Annotated in this window: 13 protein-coding genes; 6 read left to right on the forward strand and 7 right to left on the reverse strand. The window is 51.9% G+C overall.

Going from position 1 to position 16,518, the window contains the following annotated elements; translation table 11 throughout:
• Positions 1–71 precede the first annotated feature (71 nt).
• Together fabF and acpP are read right to left on the reverse strand one after the other, a co-directional pair.
• Positions 72–1,319: a beta-ketoacyl-ACP synthase II gene (gene fabF, locus SynBIOSU31_RS00815; protein ID WP_186491383.1), complete on the reverse strand. Its 1,248-nt coding sequence runs from the start codon at positions 1,317–1,319 to the stop codon at positions 72–74.
• Positions 1,320–1,330: 11 nt separating this feature from the next.
• Positions 1,331–1,573 carry an acyl carrier protein gene (gene acpP / locus SynBIOSU31_RS00820; protein ID WP_007099572.1) on the reverse strand — a complete coding sequence of 81 codons (243 nt, stop codon included), beginning with the start codon at positions 1,571–1,573 and terminating at the stop codon, positions 1,331–1,333.
• Between the two features lie 169 nt (positions 1,574–1,742).
• Here acpP and psaC point away from each other — a divergent pair, with 169 nt between their 5' ends.
• Both psaC and glmS read left to right on the forward strand, forming a co-directional pair.
• Positions 1,743–1,988, forward strand: coding sequence for a photosystem I iron-sulfur center protein PsaC (psaC, locus tag SynBIOSU31_RS00825; RefSeq protein ID WP_006850103.1), 246 nt, complete (start codon positions 1,743–1,745; stop codon positions 1,986–1,988).
• A gap of 66 nt (positions 1,989–2,054) precedes the next feature.
• A complete protein-coding gene (gene glmS / locus SynBIOSU31_RS00830; protein WP_186491384.1) occupies positions 2,055–3,959 on the forward strand; it encodes a glutamine--fructose-6-phosphate transaminase (isomerizing) in 1,905 nt (634 codons plus the stop codon).
• On the opposite strand, the gene SynBIOSU31_RS00835 is transcribed toward glmS, so the two are convergent.
• Both SynBIOSU31_RS00835 and rimM read right to left on the reverse strand, forming a co-directional pair.
• Complete coding sequence (locus tag SynBIOSU31_RS00835; protein ID WP_186491385.1) at positions 3,946–5,421, reverse strand: mannose-1-phosphate guanylyltransferase/mannose-6-phosphate isomerase; 1,476 nt, start codon at positions 5,419–5,421, stop codon at positions 3,946–3,948. The two genes, glmS and SynBIOSU31_RS00835, sit on opposite strands and share 14 nt — an antisense overlap.
• A 70-nt stretch (positions 5,422–5,491) precedes the next feature.
• A complete protein-coding gene (rimM, locus tag SynBIOSU31_RS00840; protein ID WP_370593696.1) occupies positions 5,492–6,061 on the reverse strand; it encodes a ribosome maturation factor RimM in 570 nt (189 codons plus the stop codon).
• Positions 6,062–6,109: 48 nt separating this feature from the next.
• Here rimM and SynBIOSU31_RS00845 point away from each other — a divergent pair, with 48 nt between their 5' ends.
• Both SynBIOSU31_RS00845 and SynBIOSU31_RS00850 read left to right on the forward strand, forming a co-directional pair.
• Positions 6,110–6,292, forward strand: coding sequence for an NAD(P)H dehydrogenase subunit NdhS (locus SynBIOSU31_RS00845; RefSeq protein ID WP_186491389.1), 183 nt, complete (start codon positions 6,110–6,112; stop codon positions 6,290–6,292).
• Positions 6,293–6,297: 5 nt separating this feature from the next.
• A complete protein-coding gene (locus tag SynBIOSU31_RS00850) occupies positions 6,298–7,125 on the forward strand; it encodes an ion transporter (RefSeq protein ID WP_186491391.1) in 828 nt (275 codons plus the stop codon).
• On the opposite strand, the gene rnc is transcribed toward SynBIOSU31_RS00850, so the two are convergent.
• Positions 7,077–7,808: a ribonuclease III gene (gene rnc, locus SynBIOSU31_RS00855; protein ID WP_186491393.1), complete on the reverse strand. Its 732-nt coding sequence runs from the start codon at positions 7,806–7,808 to the stop codon at positions 7,077–7,079. The genes SynBIOSU31_RS00850 and rnc overlap by 49 nt on opposite strands.
• 393 nt (positions 7,809–8,201) lie before the next feature.
• On the opposite strand from rnc, the gene SynBIOSU31_RS00860 reads away from it, so the two are divergent.
• On the forward strand, positions 8,202–10,397 hold the full coding sequence (locus tag SynBIOSU31_RS00860) for a M10 family metallopeptidase C-terminal domain-containing protein (RefSeq protein ID WP_186491395.1): 2,196 nt from the start codon (positions 8,202–8,204) through the stop codon (positions 10,395–10,397).
• Positions 10,398–10,587: 190 nt separating this feature from the next.
• A complete protein-coding gene (locus SynBIOSU31_RS00865) occupies positions 10,588–13,209 on the forward strand; it encodes a hypothetical protein (RefSeq protein ID WP_186491397.1) in 2,622 nt (873 codons plus the stop codon).
• Between the two features lie 538 nt (positions 13,210–13,747).
• Here SynBIOSU31_RS00865 and SynBIOSU31_RS00870 read toward each other — a convergent pair.
• Together SynBIOSU31_RS00870 and SynBIOSU31_RS00875 are read right to left on the reverse strand one after the other, a co-directional pair.
• On the reverse strand, positions 13,748–14,140 hold the full coding sequence (locus tag SynBIOSU31_RS00870; protein ID WP_186491398.1) for a DUF6165 family protein: 393 nt from the start codon (positions 14,138–14,140) through the stop codon (positions 13,748–13,750).
• A 48-nt stretch (positions 14,141–14,188) separates the two neighbouring features.
• Complete coding sequence (locus SynBIOSU31_RS00875) at positions 14,189–16,021, reverse strand: tetratricopeptide repeat protein (RefSeq protein ID WP_186491399.1); 1,833 nt, start codon at positions 16,019–16,021, stop codon at positions 14,189–14,191.
• Positions 16,022–16,518 lie beyond the last annotated feature (497 nt).

Below are 16,518 nucleotides of genomic sequence, written 5' to 3' on the forward strand. Positions count from 1 at the left end.
GAGCAGTAAGGAGTTGGATCAGTCTGAAACAGCATGGTCAGAGTCACCGAAGGTGAAGCTGACCTCAGGATTCAGTTCATGCGCTGGAAGGCAAGACAGACGTTGTGGCCTCCGAAGCCGAACGAGTTGGATAACACGGTCCCAAGTGTGTGTTCGCGGGCGGAGTTAGGCACCACATCCAGATCACAGTCGGGATCGGGATTGGTGTAATTGATGGTTGGGGGAACAACATTGTGCTGTAGGGCAAGTACGCAGGCCACAGCCTCGATGCCACCAGAGCCACCCAGTAGGTGGCCCGTCATCGATTTAGTTGAGCTCACAGGGATTTTGTCGGCGCGTTGGCCAAGGGCACTTTTAATCGCTGCGGTTTCGTTGCTGTCATTGGCCGGTGTGCTGGTGCCATGGGCATTGACGTAGTCGATGCTGTCAGCACTCAGGCTTCCGTCCTCGAGAGCGAGGCGCATGGCGGCTGCCCCGCCGACACCACCGGGCGTTGGTGAGGTGATGTGGTGCGCATCACAGGTGGTTCCATAGCCCACAATTTCGGCCAGGATTGTTGCGCCACGGGCCTCGGCATGGCTGAGGGTTTCGAGCACCAACAAGCCCGATCCCTCACCGATGACAAAGCCGTCGCGTTCCTTGTCGAACGGTCTGCTTGCGGTGGCTGGATCATCGTTACGGAACGACAGTGCCTTGGCACTGGCGAAACCAGCCACTCCCAGAGGGGTGATGGCTGATTCTGCACCTCCGCAAATCATGGCGTCAGCCTTTCCCATCTGTAGAAGACGGAAAGCATCTCCAATGGAATTAGAGCCGGCGGCACAGGCCGTGGAGACAGCTGAGCTAGGCCCTTTAGCCCCGAGTGCGATCGCCGCCAGGCCTGTGGCCATGTTGGGAATCATCATCGGGACGGTGAATGGACTCACGCGGCCTGGCCCCTTGCCCTCAAGCACATGGGCTTGGGTTTCCATCGTGAGCAGTCCGCCAACGCCGGAGCCGATGCTGACGCCGATCCGCTCGGCGTTGGCTTCGGTGATCTCCAGGCCTGCATGGGCAAGAGCCTGTTTGGCGGCGACAACACCGAATTGGCAGTATCGATCCCAGCGCTTCGATTCTTTGGGCTCAATGAACCCCGTCGGGTCGAAGTCCTTCACTTCAGCTGCAAAACGACAGGCGTGCCGAGAGGCATCAAACAGGGAAATTGATGCCACCCCGCTCTTGCCAGAGGTGAGACCGAACCAATAGTCGGCAACGCTATTGCCGATCGGTGTTACCGCGCCGAGGCCAGTAACCACGACGCGTTGGAGACCCTCCACCATGCTGCCGATCCTCAGGCTTGCTTGTCTTCGATGTACTTGACGGCGTCGCCAACGGTGGTGATGCCTTCGGCAGCTTCGTCTGGAATTTCGATGTCGAAGGCTTCTTCCAGTGCCATCACCAGCTCGACGGTGTCGAGGGAGTCCGCGCCTAGATCATTTTGGAAATTCGATTCGGGCTTGACTTCGCCGGCGTCGACGCTGAGCTGCTCCGCCACGATCGAACGGACTTTTTCGAGGATCGCTTCCTGGGACATGGCCGTGAAGACGGGACGCCGCATCTTACGAGCTGGCCTCAGCCTGTCCAATCTTGGTCCCCGAATAATCCACTGGCGTTAACAACGGTGACGGCCGGGCGTGCGCTCGGCCTCAGTGTCACCAAGCCCCGGTAACTTATTTCCAAGTCACCTGCTTTCAGAGGGATTCATGTCCCACGCTGTCAAGATCTACGACACCTGCATCGGCTGTACTCAGTGTGTTCGGGCCTGCCCTTTGGATGTGCTCGAAATGGTCCCCTGGGATGGCTGCAAGGCTGGCCAGATTGCTTCTTCTCCCCGCACGGAAGACTGCGTGGGTTGTAAGCGTTGTGAAACCGCCTGCCCAACTGATTTCCTGAGCATCCGTGTTTATCTCGGAGACGAGACCACGAGGAGCATGGGCCTCGCGTATTGATCAGCTGAGTTCGTTTTTTAGCCCAATAACCCATAAGCTCTGCCCGGCATCGCCGGGCTTTTTTGTATGTGCGGAATCGTTGCGGTGATTGGCTCCAGAGAGGCAGCACCGCTGCTTCTTGAAGGGCTGCGACAACTGGAATATCGCGGTTACGACTCCGCCGGTATCGCCACAATTGAAACTTCGGTTTCCGATGCAACAACCCAGTTGCACTGCATTCGAGCCAAGGGCAAGCTCGTGAATCTCACCGCAAGGGTCGATCAGCACGGGGCGCCAGGTTTTTGTGGAATCGGCCATACCCGATGGGCGACCCATGGCAAGCCGGAGGTCCATAACGCCCATCCCCACTGCGATGGTGCTGGTGATGTCGCTGTGGTGCAGAACGGCATTATTGAAAACCATCGAGCCCTGCGTGAAGAGCTCACTGGCGTCGGGGTCAGCTTCCGTTCAGACACCGACACCGAGGTGATCCCGCATCTGGTTTCCGCGGAGCTGCAGCAACAGTGTGCAGCTGGCCAGCCTGCCGATGGCAACACTCTGTTGCGTGCTGTGCAGGCCGTGTTGCCAAGGCTTCAGGGTGCCTATGCCTTGGCGGTGTTATGGGCAGAGGTCCCTGGGGCTCTTGTGGTCGCGCGTAAGGCGGCACCCCTGCTGATTGGTTTGGGGGAAGGCGAATTTGTCTGTGCCAGCGATACGCCTGCACTGGCTGGGTTTACGCGCACAATCCTGCCGATGGAGGACGGAGAGGTGGCGTTGCTCAGCCCTCTTGGGATCGAGCTTTACAACGATGTCGGGGAGCGTCAGCAACGCAGTCCGTCGCTGCTCAACGGACAGGAGCATGTGGCTGACAAGCGCCATTACCGCCACTTCATGCTTAAGGAGATCCATGAGCAGCCAGAGACGGCACGTTTGTGGGTGGAAAGGCACCTGCCTTTGAATCTGAAGGCTGCTAATCCCGTGGCATTGCCCTTCGACGATGCGTTTTACGCCGACATTGAGCGCGTTCAGATCCTTGCCTGTGGGACGAGCCGACACGCTGCGCTCGTGGGGGCCCATCTGCTGGAACAGTTTGCGGGGGTGCCAGCAAGTGTGTATTACGCCAGTGAGTTTCGCTATGCCCCCCCGCCGCTGGCTCCCAACACGCTCACGATTGGTGTGACCCAATCCGGTGAAACGGCCGACACCCTGGCAGCTCTGGCCATGGACGCTGAACGAAGAAAGGCTCAAGCGGATCCTGCTTACGCCCCTCGTCAGCTAGGCGTGACCAATCGAGTGGAGAGCTCTTTGGCTCGCCAAGTGCCCTACATCCTTGACATCGGAGCTGGCATCGAAGTGGGCGTTGCAGCCACCAAGACCTTCCTCGGTCAGCTTCTAGCTTTTTATGCCCTGGCCCTGGCCTTTGCAGCCCGGCGCGGCAGTCGAAGCGAGGCCGAGATTGCTGAACTGGTTGATGAACTGCGCGGTCTTCCTCAGCAACTCGATGCGCTGATCGCGCAACACGATCAGCTTTCAGAGGCGATGGCCCATCGTTTTGCTGAAACGCAGGACGTGATCTTTCTTGGTCGGGGCATTAACTACCCGATCGCACTGGAAGGGGCTCTGAAACTCAAGGAAATCAGTTACATCCATGCCGAGGGTTATCCCGCAGGTGAGATGAAACATGGTCCGATCGCCTTGCTCGATACGCATGTTCCTGTGATTTCCATCGCAGTACCAGGCGTGGTGTTCGAAAAAGTGCTCAGCAATGCCCAGGAGGCCAAGGCAAGGGATGCTCAGTTGATTGGTGTTGCCCCCATCTGTGCAGACACGGAATTATTCGATGAACTGCTGCCGGTCCCGGAGGTGAGCGAGTGGATCAGTCCTTTGCTCACAGTGGTGCCGATGCAACTGCTCAGCTATCACATTGCAGCTCATCGAGGCTTGGACGTGGATCAGCCTCGTAACTTGGCGAAGAGCGTCACTGTGGAGTGATCAAGGCCTGGGCTGCAGCAGCTGCTACGACGCTGCGGCCATAGACATCGTCGAATCGCACGATGTCGTCTTCACCTAGATAGGCCCCGCTCTGCACTTCGATCAGCTCCACTGGAATCCGGCCGGGGTTGCTGAGACGGTGCTTGCAGCCCATTGGGATGTAAGTGCTTTGGTTCTCACCGAGCAGTTGTGATTGGTTGTCGCGTTCGACGACCGCTGTGCCTTTCACCACGATCCAATGCTCGGCACGGTGGTGGTGCATCTGCAGTGAGAGGCTGGCACCTGGCTTCACGGAAATGCGCTTCACCTGCCAGCGGCTGTCTTCCACCACGCTTGTGTAGTGGCCCCAGGGGCGATAGATCTTGCGATGCGCCTTGCCTTCCGGGCTGCCATCAGCCTCCAATTGCTTCACGATCGTCTTCACGTTCTGTGCCTGACTTCGGTCGGCGATCAGCACGGCGTCGTCGGTTTCGACCACAACAAGATTCTCAACGCCGAGGCCCACCACAAGTCGGTGTTCGCTGCGCAGGTAGCAGTTGCGGCTTCCCTCACTGATCACCCTGCCGCGCAGCACGTTGCCGTCGTCATCGCGGTCGGCGGTGTCCCAGAGGGCACTCCAGCTGCCGACATCACTCCAGCCTGCAGCCAGGGGAATCACTGATCCGAGCTGGGTCTGTTCCATCACAGCCACATCAATGGCCACGTTGGGACATTTGGCGAAGGCTTCGCGCTCCAGTCGCAGGAAGTCGAGGTCTGCCACATCCTGCTCGAGGGCAGCTCGACAACAGCTCACCACTTCAGGTGTCAGGCGTTCCAGCTCCGAAAGCATGGCGCTCGCCCTGAACAGAAACATGCCGCTGTTCCAGGTGAAGCGTCCGCTGGCCAGGAACTGTTCGGCGGTGGCCTGGTCTGGCTTCTCAACAAAGCGTGCGATCGGTACCGGCATGAGAGTGCCGGTTTGCAGGGATTCGGCGGCCTCGATGTAGCCATAGCCAGTTTCTGGAGCCGTTGGCACGATTCCGAAGGTCACCAGACGGCCTGCCTCGGCTGTGCTGCGGCCGGCTTCGATGGCGCGACGAAAGTGTTCGGCGTCCCGAATCACGTGGTCAGCAGAGAGCACCAGCAGAAGAGGATCCTCTCCGTTGGCTGTGGCTTGCAATGCAGCAACCGCCACCGCTGGAGCTGTGTTGCGCCCCATGGGTTCCAGCAGAATGGCACCAGGTTGAATGTCGATCTGACGCATCTGCTCGGCCACGATGAAACGGTGGTCGTCGTTGCAGATCAGCAGTGGATCTCCTAACGCTCTGATCCCTTCAAGACGTTGCTGGGTCTGCTGAAGAAGGGTTTCATCGCCGTTGCCGCCCAAGGGCCAGTACTGCTTCGGATAACTCGCTCGGGAGAGGGGCCAGAGGCGAGTGCCTGTGCCACCGCAGAGGATCACCGGAATCAGAGGGGTGGTCACGGCAGACACACGCTCGGTGTTTCGCGCCCATTGTTGCGCAGCTATTTCACTGATGTCACTAGGGCAGGAGTCACAGCTCCAGCAGTCCTGGCGGGGGTGTGATTAGCAGCCAGCCTTCTGCTTGATGCACCTCTGGAACGATCTGATCCACAAAGGGAATGAGCAGTTTTCGCCCGTCTGGCCGTGTGATTTCCAGTAGGTCGTTGCCTCCGCTGATCAGATCGCTCACGGTGCCGACCACATTGTTGTTGTTCGAATTCAGACGAGCTTCTAGGCCAACCAGGTCGAGCAGGTGGAACTCTCCCTCCTCAAGCTTGGGTCGATCTGTGCAACTCACGAGAAGCTTCTGGCCCACCAGAGCTTCTGCAGCGCTGCGGCTGTCGACCCCCTTGAAACGCACGACGAACAGACTCCTGCCCGGGAGTTGGCGACCGCTGGTCAGCATCATTTCCTGTGGAGTTGCGCCTTTGTGCTGCAACCAACGAGGCCCTGGCTTGGTGAAACGTTCGGGAAAATCACTGGCTGGGTTCACGCGAAGCTCGCCGTTTAAACCCTGCGCAGCCACCACCGTGCCAACGGCCAGCCAGTCCTCGTCTGCTGATGCAGTTTTGAAATCGGAGTCTGAGGCCACGGATGACAGCTCTTGAGGCGTTTGTCGATAATGGCCTGACGACCGACCTGCGATTTCATGACTTCCGCTGCTCCGATCCTGCCCGGTGCCACGGTGACGGTTGTGGATCAGCGCTCCATCTACAACGGCTACACCGGTTTCGTGCAGCGCATCAGTGGGGACCGGGCCGCGGTGTTGTTTGAAGGAGGTAACTGGGACAAGCTCGTCACCCTGCGCCTCAAAGATCTCAGCGCTGACTGACGCTGATGGAGGTCGCTCTGCGCCAGAGGCTCCGGCGAGTCGTTCTTGATTCAGATACCCGTCCAGGCAGGATCTACAACCTGGTGATTTTCGGGACGATCCTGCTGAGCGTGGCAGGTCTGTTGGTTGAACCGCACCCGATGCGTGTTGCGACCCCTGGTGAAATTCCGTCTTGGGTGGACGAGCTGGAGCGTCTCTGCCTTCTGGTGTTCATGGCGGATTATCTGCTGCATCTGTGGGTTTCACCAAAGCCCTTGGCCTATGCGCGCAGCTTTTACGGGTTGATTGATCTTTCGGCTGTCCTGTTTTTTTTCGTGCCACAGATCCGCAGTGGCCTGGTGCTGTGGATCTTCAAGTTTGCCCGCGTGTTGCGTGTGTTCAAGCTGCTGCGCTTTATGGATGAGGCGCAGATGTTGGGCAGGGCCCTACGTGCCAGTGCCCGCCGCATTGGCGTGTTTCTGTTTTTTGTGGTGATGGCGCAGGTTGTGCTGGGTTATTTGATGGTGGTCATTGAAAGCAGTCACCCCAATACCCAGTTTCAGACCGTTGGACAGGGCGTGTACTGGGCGATTGTCACCATGACCACGGTTGGTTACGGCGATTTTGTGCCACAGACCGTGCTTGGCCGTCTATTAGCAGCGGTGGTGATGTTGCTGGGCTTCGGCATCATCGCCATTCCCACAGGCATCGTCACGGTGGAATCCATTCAACAAGCCCGTCAGGACAGGCGTACTTGTAACAGTTGCGGTCATCGTGACCATCGCCGCGAAGCAAGCCATTGCGATCAGTGCGGGGCTGATCTGGAGGTGTCCGCACCGATATCAGCCAGCTGATCCAGGGCGGCCCTGGCGGCTTGCTGCTCGGCGTCACGCCGTGAGCGGCCCCATCCTTCTGCTGCCAGATGTGGCGGCAAGTTCACGCTGCAACGAAAGCGGCGCGGGTCACCATGCAGTTGGCTCATTTCTTTGCTGGTGTAGGTAGGCAGGCCAAGGCCTTCACCCTGACTCCACTCCTGAAGGGCGGATTTGCAATTGCCGCGGTGCGGGTCTGAGAGCACCGCTTCAGCACTGCTCTGCCAGTGAGGAGTCAGCCATTGATGCACTGCTGTCAGACCGTGAATCCTGTAGACCGCGCCGATCAGTGCCTCGCTGAGTTCTGCGCGGATCGTGACGGCTGCAGTGCTGTCGCCGCTGGCTTTGGGGCCGATCTGCCACCAGTGCTCGATCTCAATCTTGGAGCCCAGCTCGGCTAACCATCGATCGCTCACCAGTTGTGCCCTGAGGCTTGAGCGTTCGCCCACGGGCATGCGCGGATAGGCAGAGGCGATGAATTCACTAGCCGTAAGACGCAGCACCGCATCTCCGAGAAATTCCAGTTGCTCGTGATGAGGGTTCAGACCGCTGGAGGTGTGAGTGAGGGCTTCTTGTAGTAGGGCAAGGTCTTGCTTCCCCAGGGTTTTGGAGGACTGAGTGAGAGTCGCCCAGAGCTGCTCCAGTGGCCGTGATGGTTGGCTCATATTGTTTAGTCAATCGCCACTACGGCAATTCTCACCATCGCCACAGATAGCTTTCAGAATTAGTTTTGGGAAAGGATTTGGTTGAGAGGTTGATTGGACGCTCCGGTTGAGTCAGTAGAGGAGCCGATCCTGGTTTCGGGCGATGCCGCTCAGGTTTCAGAAGATTCTGCTGCAACGCCTCAAGATGCTGAACTTGGATTGGACGCGGATGTCGGCAGTAGCTCCATCAGTGTCGCTGAGTCGGCAGTCGACGCAGCCGATGCAACAGCTGATGATCTGAACAAGGCTCTGGTACATGAGCCTGTGCTGCATGCGGCTGGATGTGCCTGTGCCGCCTGTTCTGGTCGATCAGCTGATTCAACGGGGGGTTCCGGTGCAGGGTCTGGAGGTGACTTGTCAGCCGCCTCGTTAGGAACCCTGGATCAGCTGGCTGATTATCTGGAAACGCAGTTTTGGACCGACTTCTCCGGAGCCAACAGTAACCGTAATTTCAATCTTTCCGATACTGGTACTTTCGCCAAAGATGGAGATCTCACTTACAACACCAGCGGCAATTCTCAGGATTCCGATGGTTTGAGCTCAGGTCGTGCGGACCTAGTGGATGAAGCCTTCAAATTATTTGAAGCCATCCTTGGTATTGACTTCCAGAAAACAACAACCAGTGGAGCTGATTTTCGTTTTGGTGATCAATATAGCGGTGCCTACGCATCGAGTACGCGAAGTGGTAGCACCATAAGTTATTCAAAAATCAATGTTGCTTCCAGTTGGTTCGGCGGGAATACATCATTAGGTGACTATGCATTTCAAACAATTCTCCATGAGATTGGCCATGGTCTTGGTTTAGGCCATCAAGGACTTTATAACGGTTCTGGGGCTTATTCAACGGATGCTGATTTCACGAATGATTCGTGGCAGGCAGCGATGATGTCATACTTCCCTCAGGACAATAATGCATATTTCTATAACTCATCTACAAATACTTCTGTCGATGCCAGCTTTGCCTTTCTGTCCACACCCATGGTGGTGGATTGGATTGCCTTGGATGATCTGTATGGTGCTCAGGGTTATGGCATCAGTAATGCTTTCGTCGACGACACAACCTATGGATTTAATACAACAATCTCAGCAAGTAAAAGTAAGGTTTTTAATGAGCTGAAGGACTTGATTCCCACAACGGCCTTCACGGTGGTGGATGGTGGAGGAGCTGACACGCTTGATTTCAGTGGGTTCTCTTCCACCCAGCTGATTGATCTTCGGCCGTCGGATGAGTCTGCGACCAATGTTTATGCCTCCAATATCGGTGGCAAGACCGGCAACCTCACGTTTGCACCTGGCACTCTGATTGAGACAGCGATTGGTGGCTCCGGTGCCGATACGTTTCGGGGGAATAGTGCCAATAATAGCTTTGATGGCGGCGGCGGCACTGATGCAGTTCTGTATGGCGGTGCGCTCACTGATTACAGCTTGTCGCTGTCAGGCAGCAGCCTGCAGATCACTGATCTGCGCAGCGGTAGTCCGGATGGCACGGATATGCTCAGCAACATTGAATCAGTTGATTTCAATGGAGATACGCGCAGCTGGGCCACATTGCTTGGTCTTGTTAACAGCGCGCCTTCGATCAGTGGACCATCTGGGAGTGTAGGAGACGCAACTTCAGCTGTTTCAGTGAATGAGAACATCACATCAGTGACGACATTCAGTGCGAATGAAAGCGTGACTTGGAGCTTGTCTGGAGGAGCTGATCAGGCGCAATTTAGTATCAATAGCTCTAGCGGCGCGTTGGTATTCGCTAGTGCTCCTGATTACGAATCACCGCAAGATTCAGGCAGTGATAACAGCTATGTGGTGACGGTACGTGCGACGGATACCTCAAGTAATACGTCGGATCAAACGGTCACGGTGAGTGTGCAGGATGTGAATGAATCTTCCGGCGGCGGCGGCGGCGGCGGCGGTGGTGGTGGCGGAGGAGGAGGAGGAGGAGGAGGTAGTAGTACTCCTAGTGGTGGTGGCGCCACCAACGTCGTGCGGTCTATTGAAAACACGGTCATCAACGGTCGCCGGTATTTCAGCAATGGTGCTGAACGATTAGTGGGTCAATCAACGATCAATATTGGTATGTTGGGTGGGAATGATTTTCTTGAAGTTGTCGGTGGTGCGAATAATTTTGCCAATGGTAATAACGGTGAAGATCACATCGTTTTGCGAGGCGGCAAGGGTCGATACCTGGGTGGTGGAGACAATGACAGGATTGAGGTGTTCAGCTCAGGTGCTGGATCCTGGGTGAATGGAAATAATGGGAATGATGTAGTGATTGGTTCTGTCGATGGCATGGTCTACAGGGGAGGTGCCCACAATGATCAACTTTTAGTGAGTGCTGGATTGGTGTGGGGTGATAAGGCTGCAGATACCTTCCACGCTGTAGCTGGCGCAGGAGTAGCGCAAATTCAGGATTACACCATTGGAGAAGATGTGATTCAAGGTGTGGCTGGAGGTGGCTTCACTTGGACTGAGAAGGGTCTGTCCTATGGAGTCGGAGATGACCAGATGCTGCTGCTGTTAGGAGTCTTTGATCAAGTCACAGTGATTTGATTTGACGTATTACTGGCTGACGATTCAAAGTAGATTCTGGAATAGATCATCGCGGATAGAATTAATCTGCGCGAATCGTTCAGTTTGACTGCAAATAAGCTGCATTTTTTCTTTCTCATTATTTATAAAATCTTGTTATTGGCTGAAGCATTTTTTGCTATCTTGGCTGTGAGGATGCAGCGTTGACGAAATGTCTGTAGGAAATGTTTCCGCATCGGACCTGTCTGGCGAAATCCTTGATGGATTCAGGCTCAATAGAGCTGAAGACTTTTCACGGAGTATTCTAGGATTATCGATTGATTCAGAATATTTTTTACCCAATCACCTTTCAGCACGTTGTGGATGTTTTGCCTGCAGGAATGGTCAGTTTCTTAGCAAAGGGATCGGGCAGCCTCCACCTAGAGATGCAGAGCCTTGGGCTACTGAAAGCAGCGATGTAGAGAGTAGTTCTCCTGACTCAAGGCTTTCATCAACTCCTGCTAACACAGGCTTTTACTCGAAAAATGCTTCGCAGATAACAGCGTTGACTCTAGATAGTCTTGCTGCGCTTAATAGTCCGTATATCGCTGGTACTTTTGTCGGAGCAAAATGGGGGTCAATTGATCCAGACTCGGGCACTGCCACTGAGCTGTCTTATTACATCGCTCCAGCCAATGAAACGCTCTCAGATGGAAGTACGTCCGTTGCATCAACATCTGCAGAGCAAAGTGCAATAGCGATAGCAAATGCGGCATTTACTGATGTCGCTAACTTGACTTTTACGGAGATAAGTACTGATTATTCAAGCGCAAACTTTAGGTGGAGTTTCGCTTCAGGGGGTTACCTGGGTCGGGCTGATTTTCCTGGATTACGTGGCAGTGTGACAAGCGATGTCATCACCTACAGCAACCAATATTCAGGCAATTCAGGGGCGATGAATGCTGGAGGTTTTTACTACATAACCCTTCCCCATGAATTGGGTCATGCGCTTGGGCTGGCGCATCCTCACAATGGAGGTGGAGCTTGGAATTACTCACCCTATAACGGAAACTATGGGAGCGAATACTATCCAGGAGTAACGGGCAGCTCGAATGGGGGAGATAACACATTAAATTCCACACCTTACAGTGTGATGACTTATAACGATGCAACTTCTTACTTAACTTCCCCGAATTCACAAGGTGTTGAAAAAAATGTTACTCCTCGCTCTTATGCTAACTATGGATACAACGAGGGAATAGGAGCTTTTGATATTGCGACAATCCAGTACTTGTATGGGCCAAATACTTCAAAGGCTACCGGAGATGACACCTATTTATTGGACACCTCTACTCTTAATGGGTATCAAACGATTTGGGATAATGGCGGTACTGACACGATAAGTGCTGTTAATTCAGGGGCTGCTGTTGTTATCGATCTGAGGAGTGCCACCCTTCTCAACGAAGCCGGCGGTGGCGGTTATCTATCAAGAGTAGATGATCAATATATCGGATACACCATTGCCTATAACACCACAGGAACGGCGCATATTGAAAATGCGATTGGTTCCAGCTCGGCTGACCGCATCACAGGTAATTCAGTAGACAACACACTTGATGGTGGTTCCGGTAACGACACCCTTGATGGTGCTGCTGGTAATGACACACTTGATGGTGGTGACGGCACCGATACTGTCTTGCATGGCGGTGCGCTTAGTGATTACAGCTTTTCTCTGTCAGGCAGCAGTTTGCAGATCACTGATCTGCGCAGTGGCAGTCCTAATGGTACTAATACGCTCACGAATATCGAATTCGTTGATTTCAATGGCGATACGCGTAGTTGGTCAGCTTTGCTTGCTCTCATTGACACTACAGCGCCTTCGATCAGTGGACCATCTGGGAGTGTAGGAGACGCAACTTCAGCTGTTTCAGTGAATGAGAACATCACATCAGTGACGACATTCAGTGCGAATGAAAGCGTGACTTGGAGCTTGTCTGGAGGAGCTGATCAGGCGCAATTTAGTATCAACAGCTCCAGCGGCGCGTTGGTATTCGCTAGTGCTCCTGATTACGAATCACCGCAAGATTCAGGCAGTGATAACAGCTATGTGGTGACGGTACGCGCGACGGATGCCTCAAGTAATACGTCGGATCAAACGGTCACGGTGAGTGTGCAGGATGTGAATGAATCTTCCGGCGGCGGCGGCGGCGGCGGCGGTGGTGGTGGCGGAGGAGGAGGAGGAGGAGGAGGTAGTAGTACTCCTAGTGGTGGTGGCGCCACCAACGTCGTGCGGTCTATTGAAAACACGGTCATCAACGGTCGCCGGTATTTCAGCAATGGTGCTGAACGATTAGTGGGTCAATCAACGATCAATATTGGTATGTTGGGTGGGAATGATTTTCTTGAAGTTGTCGGTGGTGCGAATAATTTTGCCAATGGTAATAACGGTGAAGATCACATCGTTTTGCGAGGCGGCAAGGGTCGATACCTGGGTGGTGGAGACAATGACAGGATTGAGGTGTTCAGCTCAGGTGCTGGATCCTGGGTGAATGGAAATAATGGGAATGATGTAGTGATTGGTTCTGTCGATGGCATGGTCTACAGGGGAGGTGCCCACAATGATCAACTTTTAGTGAGTGCTGGATTGGTGTGGGGTGATAAGGCTGCAGATACCTTCCACGCTGTAGCTGGCGCAGGAGTAGCGCAAATTCAGGATTACACCATTGGAGAAGATGTGATTCAAGGTGTGGCTGGAGGTGGCTTCACTTGGACTGAGAAGGGTCTGTCCTATGGAGTCGGAGATGACCAGATGCTGCTGCTGTTAGGAGTCTTTGATCAAGTCACAGTGATTTGATCAATTTCTCCTGGATAGCAGTCGTTCAGACCGTGTTATCTATAAAAATATTGGAAGTGTAGCAGTATGAATCTAATAATCTGCAGCAAATAAGTGATAATAAGTAATCTTAAATCATTTTTATTTGCTATATATAAGTTTTTGGATTATTTGCTTTTACAGGATCGATGTGATTAAACGTGATTGATTTATGCTGATTCCCTTTTTAGGGATGGAGGTGTTACTGCGCGGGCAGAGTGTTTGAAGCATTTTAGTGTTCAGCTTAGAATGTTCTAGTGCTGTAAGGACCTATTAGATTATTCTTGGATTTTGTGGAATTGCAATCTAAAGTTTGAATTTCGCGAAATAGCGAGAAACGTTTATTAGTCTGGAAATCTGAAATATTGCCCATCAAAACATATTATAGCTCAATGTGTTCAATCATTCCGTAATCTGCTTAGTGCTTTGCATTGATGTAATGAGGCGAAGTCAGCCCGCAATCGATAAGAGCAAAGATTGATTGGGACTGGCTCTTCGCAAGCTTTTGTTGATTACCTGATCAATAATCAGGATAAAATTTTTCTTCGGTAAGGGGCGATCCATAGGTTGTATTTATTTTTCTTTTAAGAGAAGCTCGAACATCATTTTGTTGATACACGGATCTCGCTAAGTCAATAAATCTCTCTCCAAACCTTTTTTGGCGTTCTTCGTTTCTTATATCATCTTCTATTTCCCAAAGTTTTTGATTGACTTGCATCAGTTGTTGAATGAGTATTGGATCAATCTTCGATTCAAGATTGTCTAGAATCGATTCTAGTCCACTAAGTTCCTTTTTGACATTGTCTAGAGCTGATCCTCTCAGATGCTTGGCCTTAATGTTTAAGATGGTAATTTTGTCGATTAGTTCTCCTAGTGAGATAGGTGCAAGGATGTCTTTGGTCTTCTTAGTCATGCTTTCCGATTGAGATTTCAGTCCATGTTCAATTTTAGTTGAATATAATTAGAAATGAAATTTTATCGCTTTTGCCACCCTCTCAAGGACCTTGTCCCAGTCGCCATGCTTGCTCTGGCGGAACAGTCTCATTGAGGGGTACCAGAATGTTGTGTCACCTTCTAGGCCCCACCTCCATTCTGGAACTTTCTTCAGTAGCAGCCAAGTGTTTTTGCCCATTCCTCCTGCCAGGTGTGCAATAGAAGTGTCACTCGTAATGATCAGGTCACAGTTGGATATGATGGCAGCAGTCGATAGGAAATCCCACGTTTCACTAACTTCTTCCTGGCAGTTGACGAAATGATCTTTGAAGGAGCAGGTGTCCAGTTGTTCACTTCCATAGCCCTTCTGGAGAGAGAGCAATGTTGAGTTGGTTTCGCGCGCGATTGTTGAAAAGCTTGTAAGCGGTATTGACCGGCCCATCGAGCTAGTCTTTTCGTGATCTGGATTCCCTTGCCAGTTGATCCCGATGATTGGTCGTTTCTCGCTTGACAGTAATTCAGCCCATTTTAAAATGAGTTCGTCACTGGTTTTGATATACGGCTCAGTAGCGATTGGGTTTTCTGGACTGACTTCTAAATGTTTTGGGATGCTTAGCAGTGGTAACCATTTACCTTGTGTCAGTTTATTTGCTTGTTGTGGAGTCAGTGGATCAGTGTCAATGCCTGAGATTTTGATTAGGTCATGTAGCTTGGGTTGAGCACATATCGAAGTTGGGATGCCCTGATTTCGAAGAACAGTCACGTAACGCATGAACTGTAGTGTGTCACCAAGGCCTTGTTCGCTTACGAGAAGTAACTGCTCGCCTTTTGATAGTGCTTCTCCGCTCCACATTTCACAAGATGGAGCTGCACTGAGAATGCCATTATCTTTCTTGCAACAAAAACGGTATTCGTATCGTAGCCAACCATTTTTATAATCCCCTTTCAGTAGCTCAGCCATTGATAGATTCTTGTTAGTTTCCGGGCAGTCGGATCTGATTTGAATAGAAATCTTGTAGATTTCGATTGCCTTGTCAACATTTCCAAGGTCTTGGTATATTGCTCCCAAGTTTATATGAGCTTCAGAGCTGTCAGGCTTTAGTTCGAGAGACTTGAGAGTTGAAGAAAGAGCCTTGTCAAGATTTCCTTTGTCTTGGTATATAGCCCCTAAGTTCATATGAGCCCCAGAGTTGTCCGGTTTTAGTTCGAGAGACTTGAGAGTTGAAGCAAGTGCATGATCGAGATTTCCAAGTTCTTGGTATATAGACCCTAGGTTCATATGAGCCTCAGGGTTGTCCGGTTTTAGTTCGAGAGACTTCAGTGTCGAAGAAAGGGCTTGATCAAGGTTGCCTATGTCTTTATGGATGTTTCCCAGGTTTAGGTAAGAATTGGGGTTATTGGCTTTTAGCGCTATGGCTTTGGTCGTTGCTTCAAGAGCATTCTCTAATTCTCCTGCTTTCCAAAGTAGATGACCGATCCTTTCTAAATAATTGCTGTTGTTTGGTTTCATGGCTATAGCTTTTTTTGATAAATTAATCGCTTTTTGCAGGTCTTTCTCTTGTAATAATCCTGAGTAGTTGTGAAGAATGTCAGGGTGCTCTTGGCTAATATTTATCGACACTTCGAACAGTTGCGAGGCTCTTTTATGGTTGCCTAGCGCTTTTTCAATCGTCGCAAGGATGCCTAGTAAAAAGCTATTTTCTTGATCAAGTCTTAATCCATTTTTGGCTAATTTTTTTGCTTTCTGGAGATCGCCTTCTTGGTATGCAGTAAGTGCTTTGCTTATTATTTCTTCTGTCTGTGATTCCTTTGGTCGTTGTTTTGACCTGAGATTTTTTGCAGATTTCTTAAAGCCCGCCATTTGCTGTTGGATCTTTTCATGATTTTAAGTTATCCAGAGCCCTTTGCTGCCTCATTATCAAGAATTAATGTTTGATTTCGAATTTGCGTAGAACTTGATCTATGACTCCTAAGCTGCAAGTGCTTTCTGTTCGAGCTGTTGTCCTTGCTGAAGTAACACCTGATTTTCGATTTGTGGATTATTGAGATAGTTGTCTTGTGTGGAAACATTGCTGGTGGTTGTTGTTGTCAAGGTAAATGTGAGCTTTTCATTCCTCTCTTTGAAAGTTCATTGTCTTATTGATCCATAGCCCATTCAGTGCGACATTCATTTGCCAGTGGTGAGCTAGCATACTTTGCCTTCTACGCCTGTGATATGAGGCATAAATATTTTGCTAGTCGTGATGACTGTTCTGGATTTGCAGTCAAGATTTGCCGCCCATAGATATCGTATTTCGAGATTTATCCTCTGACTGGTATTTATTGTGTTGGAAACTGCCTTCAGAATCAACTGTTGGT

The sequence above is a fragment of the Synechococcus sp. BIOS-U3-1 genome, from assembly GCF_014279975.1.
Taxonomy (GTDB): Bacteria; Cyanobacteriota; Cyanobacteriia; order PCC-6307; family Cyanobiaceae; genus Synechococcus_C.

What these genes read in the sequence shown, in the direction of transcription:
- SynBIOSU31_RS00870 (WP_186491398.1), bottom strand. Translation starts at nt 14,140, where the DNA reads ATGACTAAGAAGACCAAAGACATCCTTGCACCTATCTCACTAGGAGAA.
- acpP (WP_007099572.1), bottom strand. Translation starts at nt 1,573, where the DNA reads ATGTCCCAGGAAGCGATCCTCGAAAAAGTCCGTTCGATCGTGGCGGAG.
- SynBIOSU31_RS00850 (WP_186491391.1), top strand. Translation starts at nt 6,298, where the DNA reads ATGGAGGTCGCTCTGCGCCAGAGGCTCCGGCGAGTCGTTCTTGATTCA.
- psaC (WP_006850103.1), top strand. Translation starts at nt 1,743, where the DNA reads ATGTCCCACGCTGTCAAGATCTACGACACCTGCATCGGCTGTACTCAG.
- SynBIOSU31_RS00845 (WP_186491389.1), top strand. Translation starts at nt 6,110, where the DNA reads ATGACTTCCGCTGCTCCGATCCTGCCCGGTGCCACGGTGACGGTTGTG.
- SynBIOSU31_RS00875 (WP_186491399.1), bottom strand. Translation starts at nt 16,021, where the DNA reads ATGGCGGGCTTTAAGAAATCTGCAAAAAATCTCAGGTCAAAACAACGA.
- rnc (WP_186491393.1), bottom strand. Translation starts at nt 7,808, where the DNA reads ATGAGCCAACCATCACGGCCACTGGAGCAGCTCTGGGCGACTCTCACT.
- glmS (WP_186491384.1), top strand. Translation starts at nt 2,055, where the DNA reads ATGTGCGGAATCGTTGCGGTGATTGGCTCCAGAGAGGCAGCACCGCTG.
- fabF (WP_186491383.1), bottom strand. Translation starts at nt 1,319, where the DNA reads ATGGTGGAGGGTCTCCAACGCGTCGTGGTTACTGGCCTCGGCGCGGTA.
- SynBIOSU31_RS00865 (WP_186491397.1), top strand. Translation starts at nt 10,588, where the DNA reads ATGTCTGTAGGAAATGTTTCCGCATCGGACCTGTCTGGCGAAATCCTT.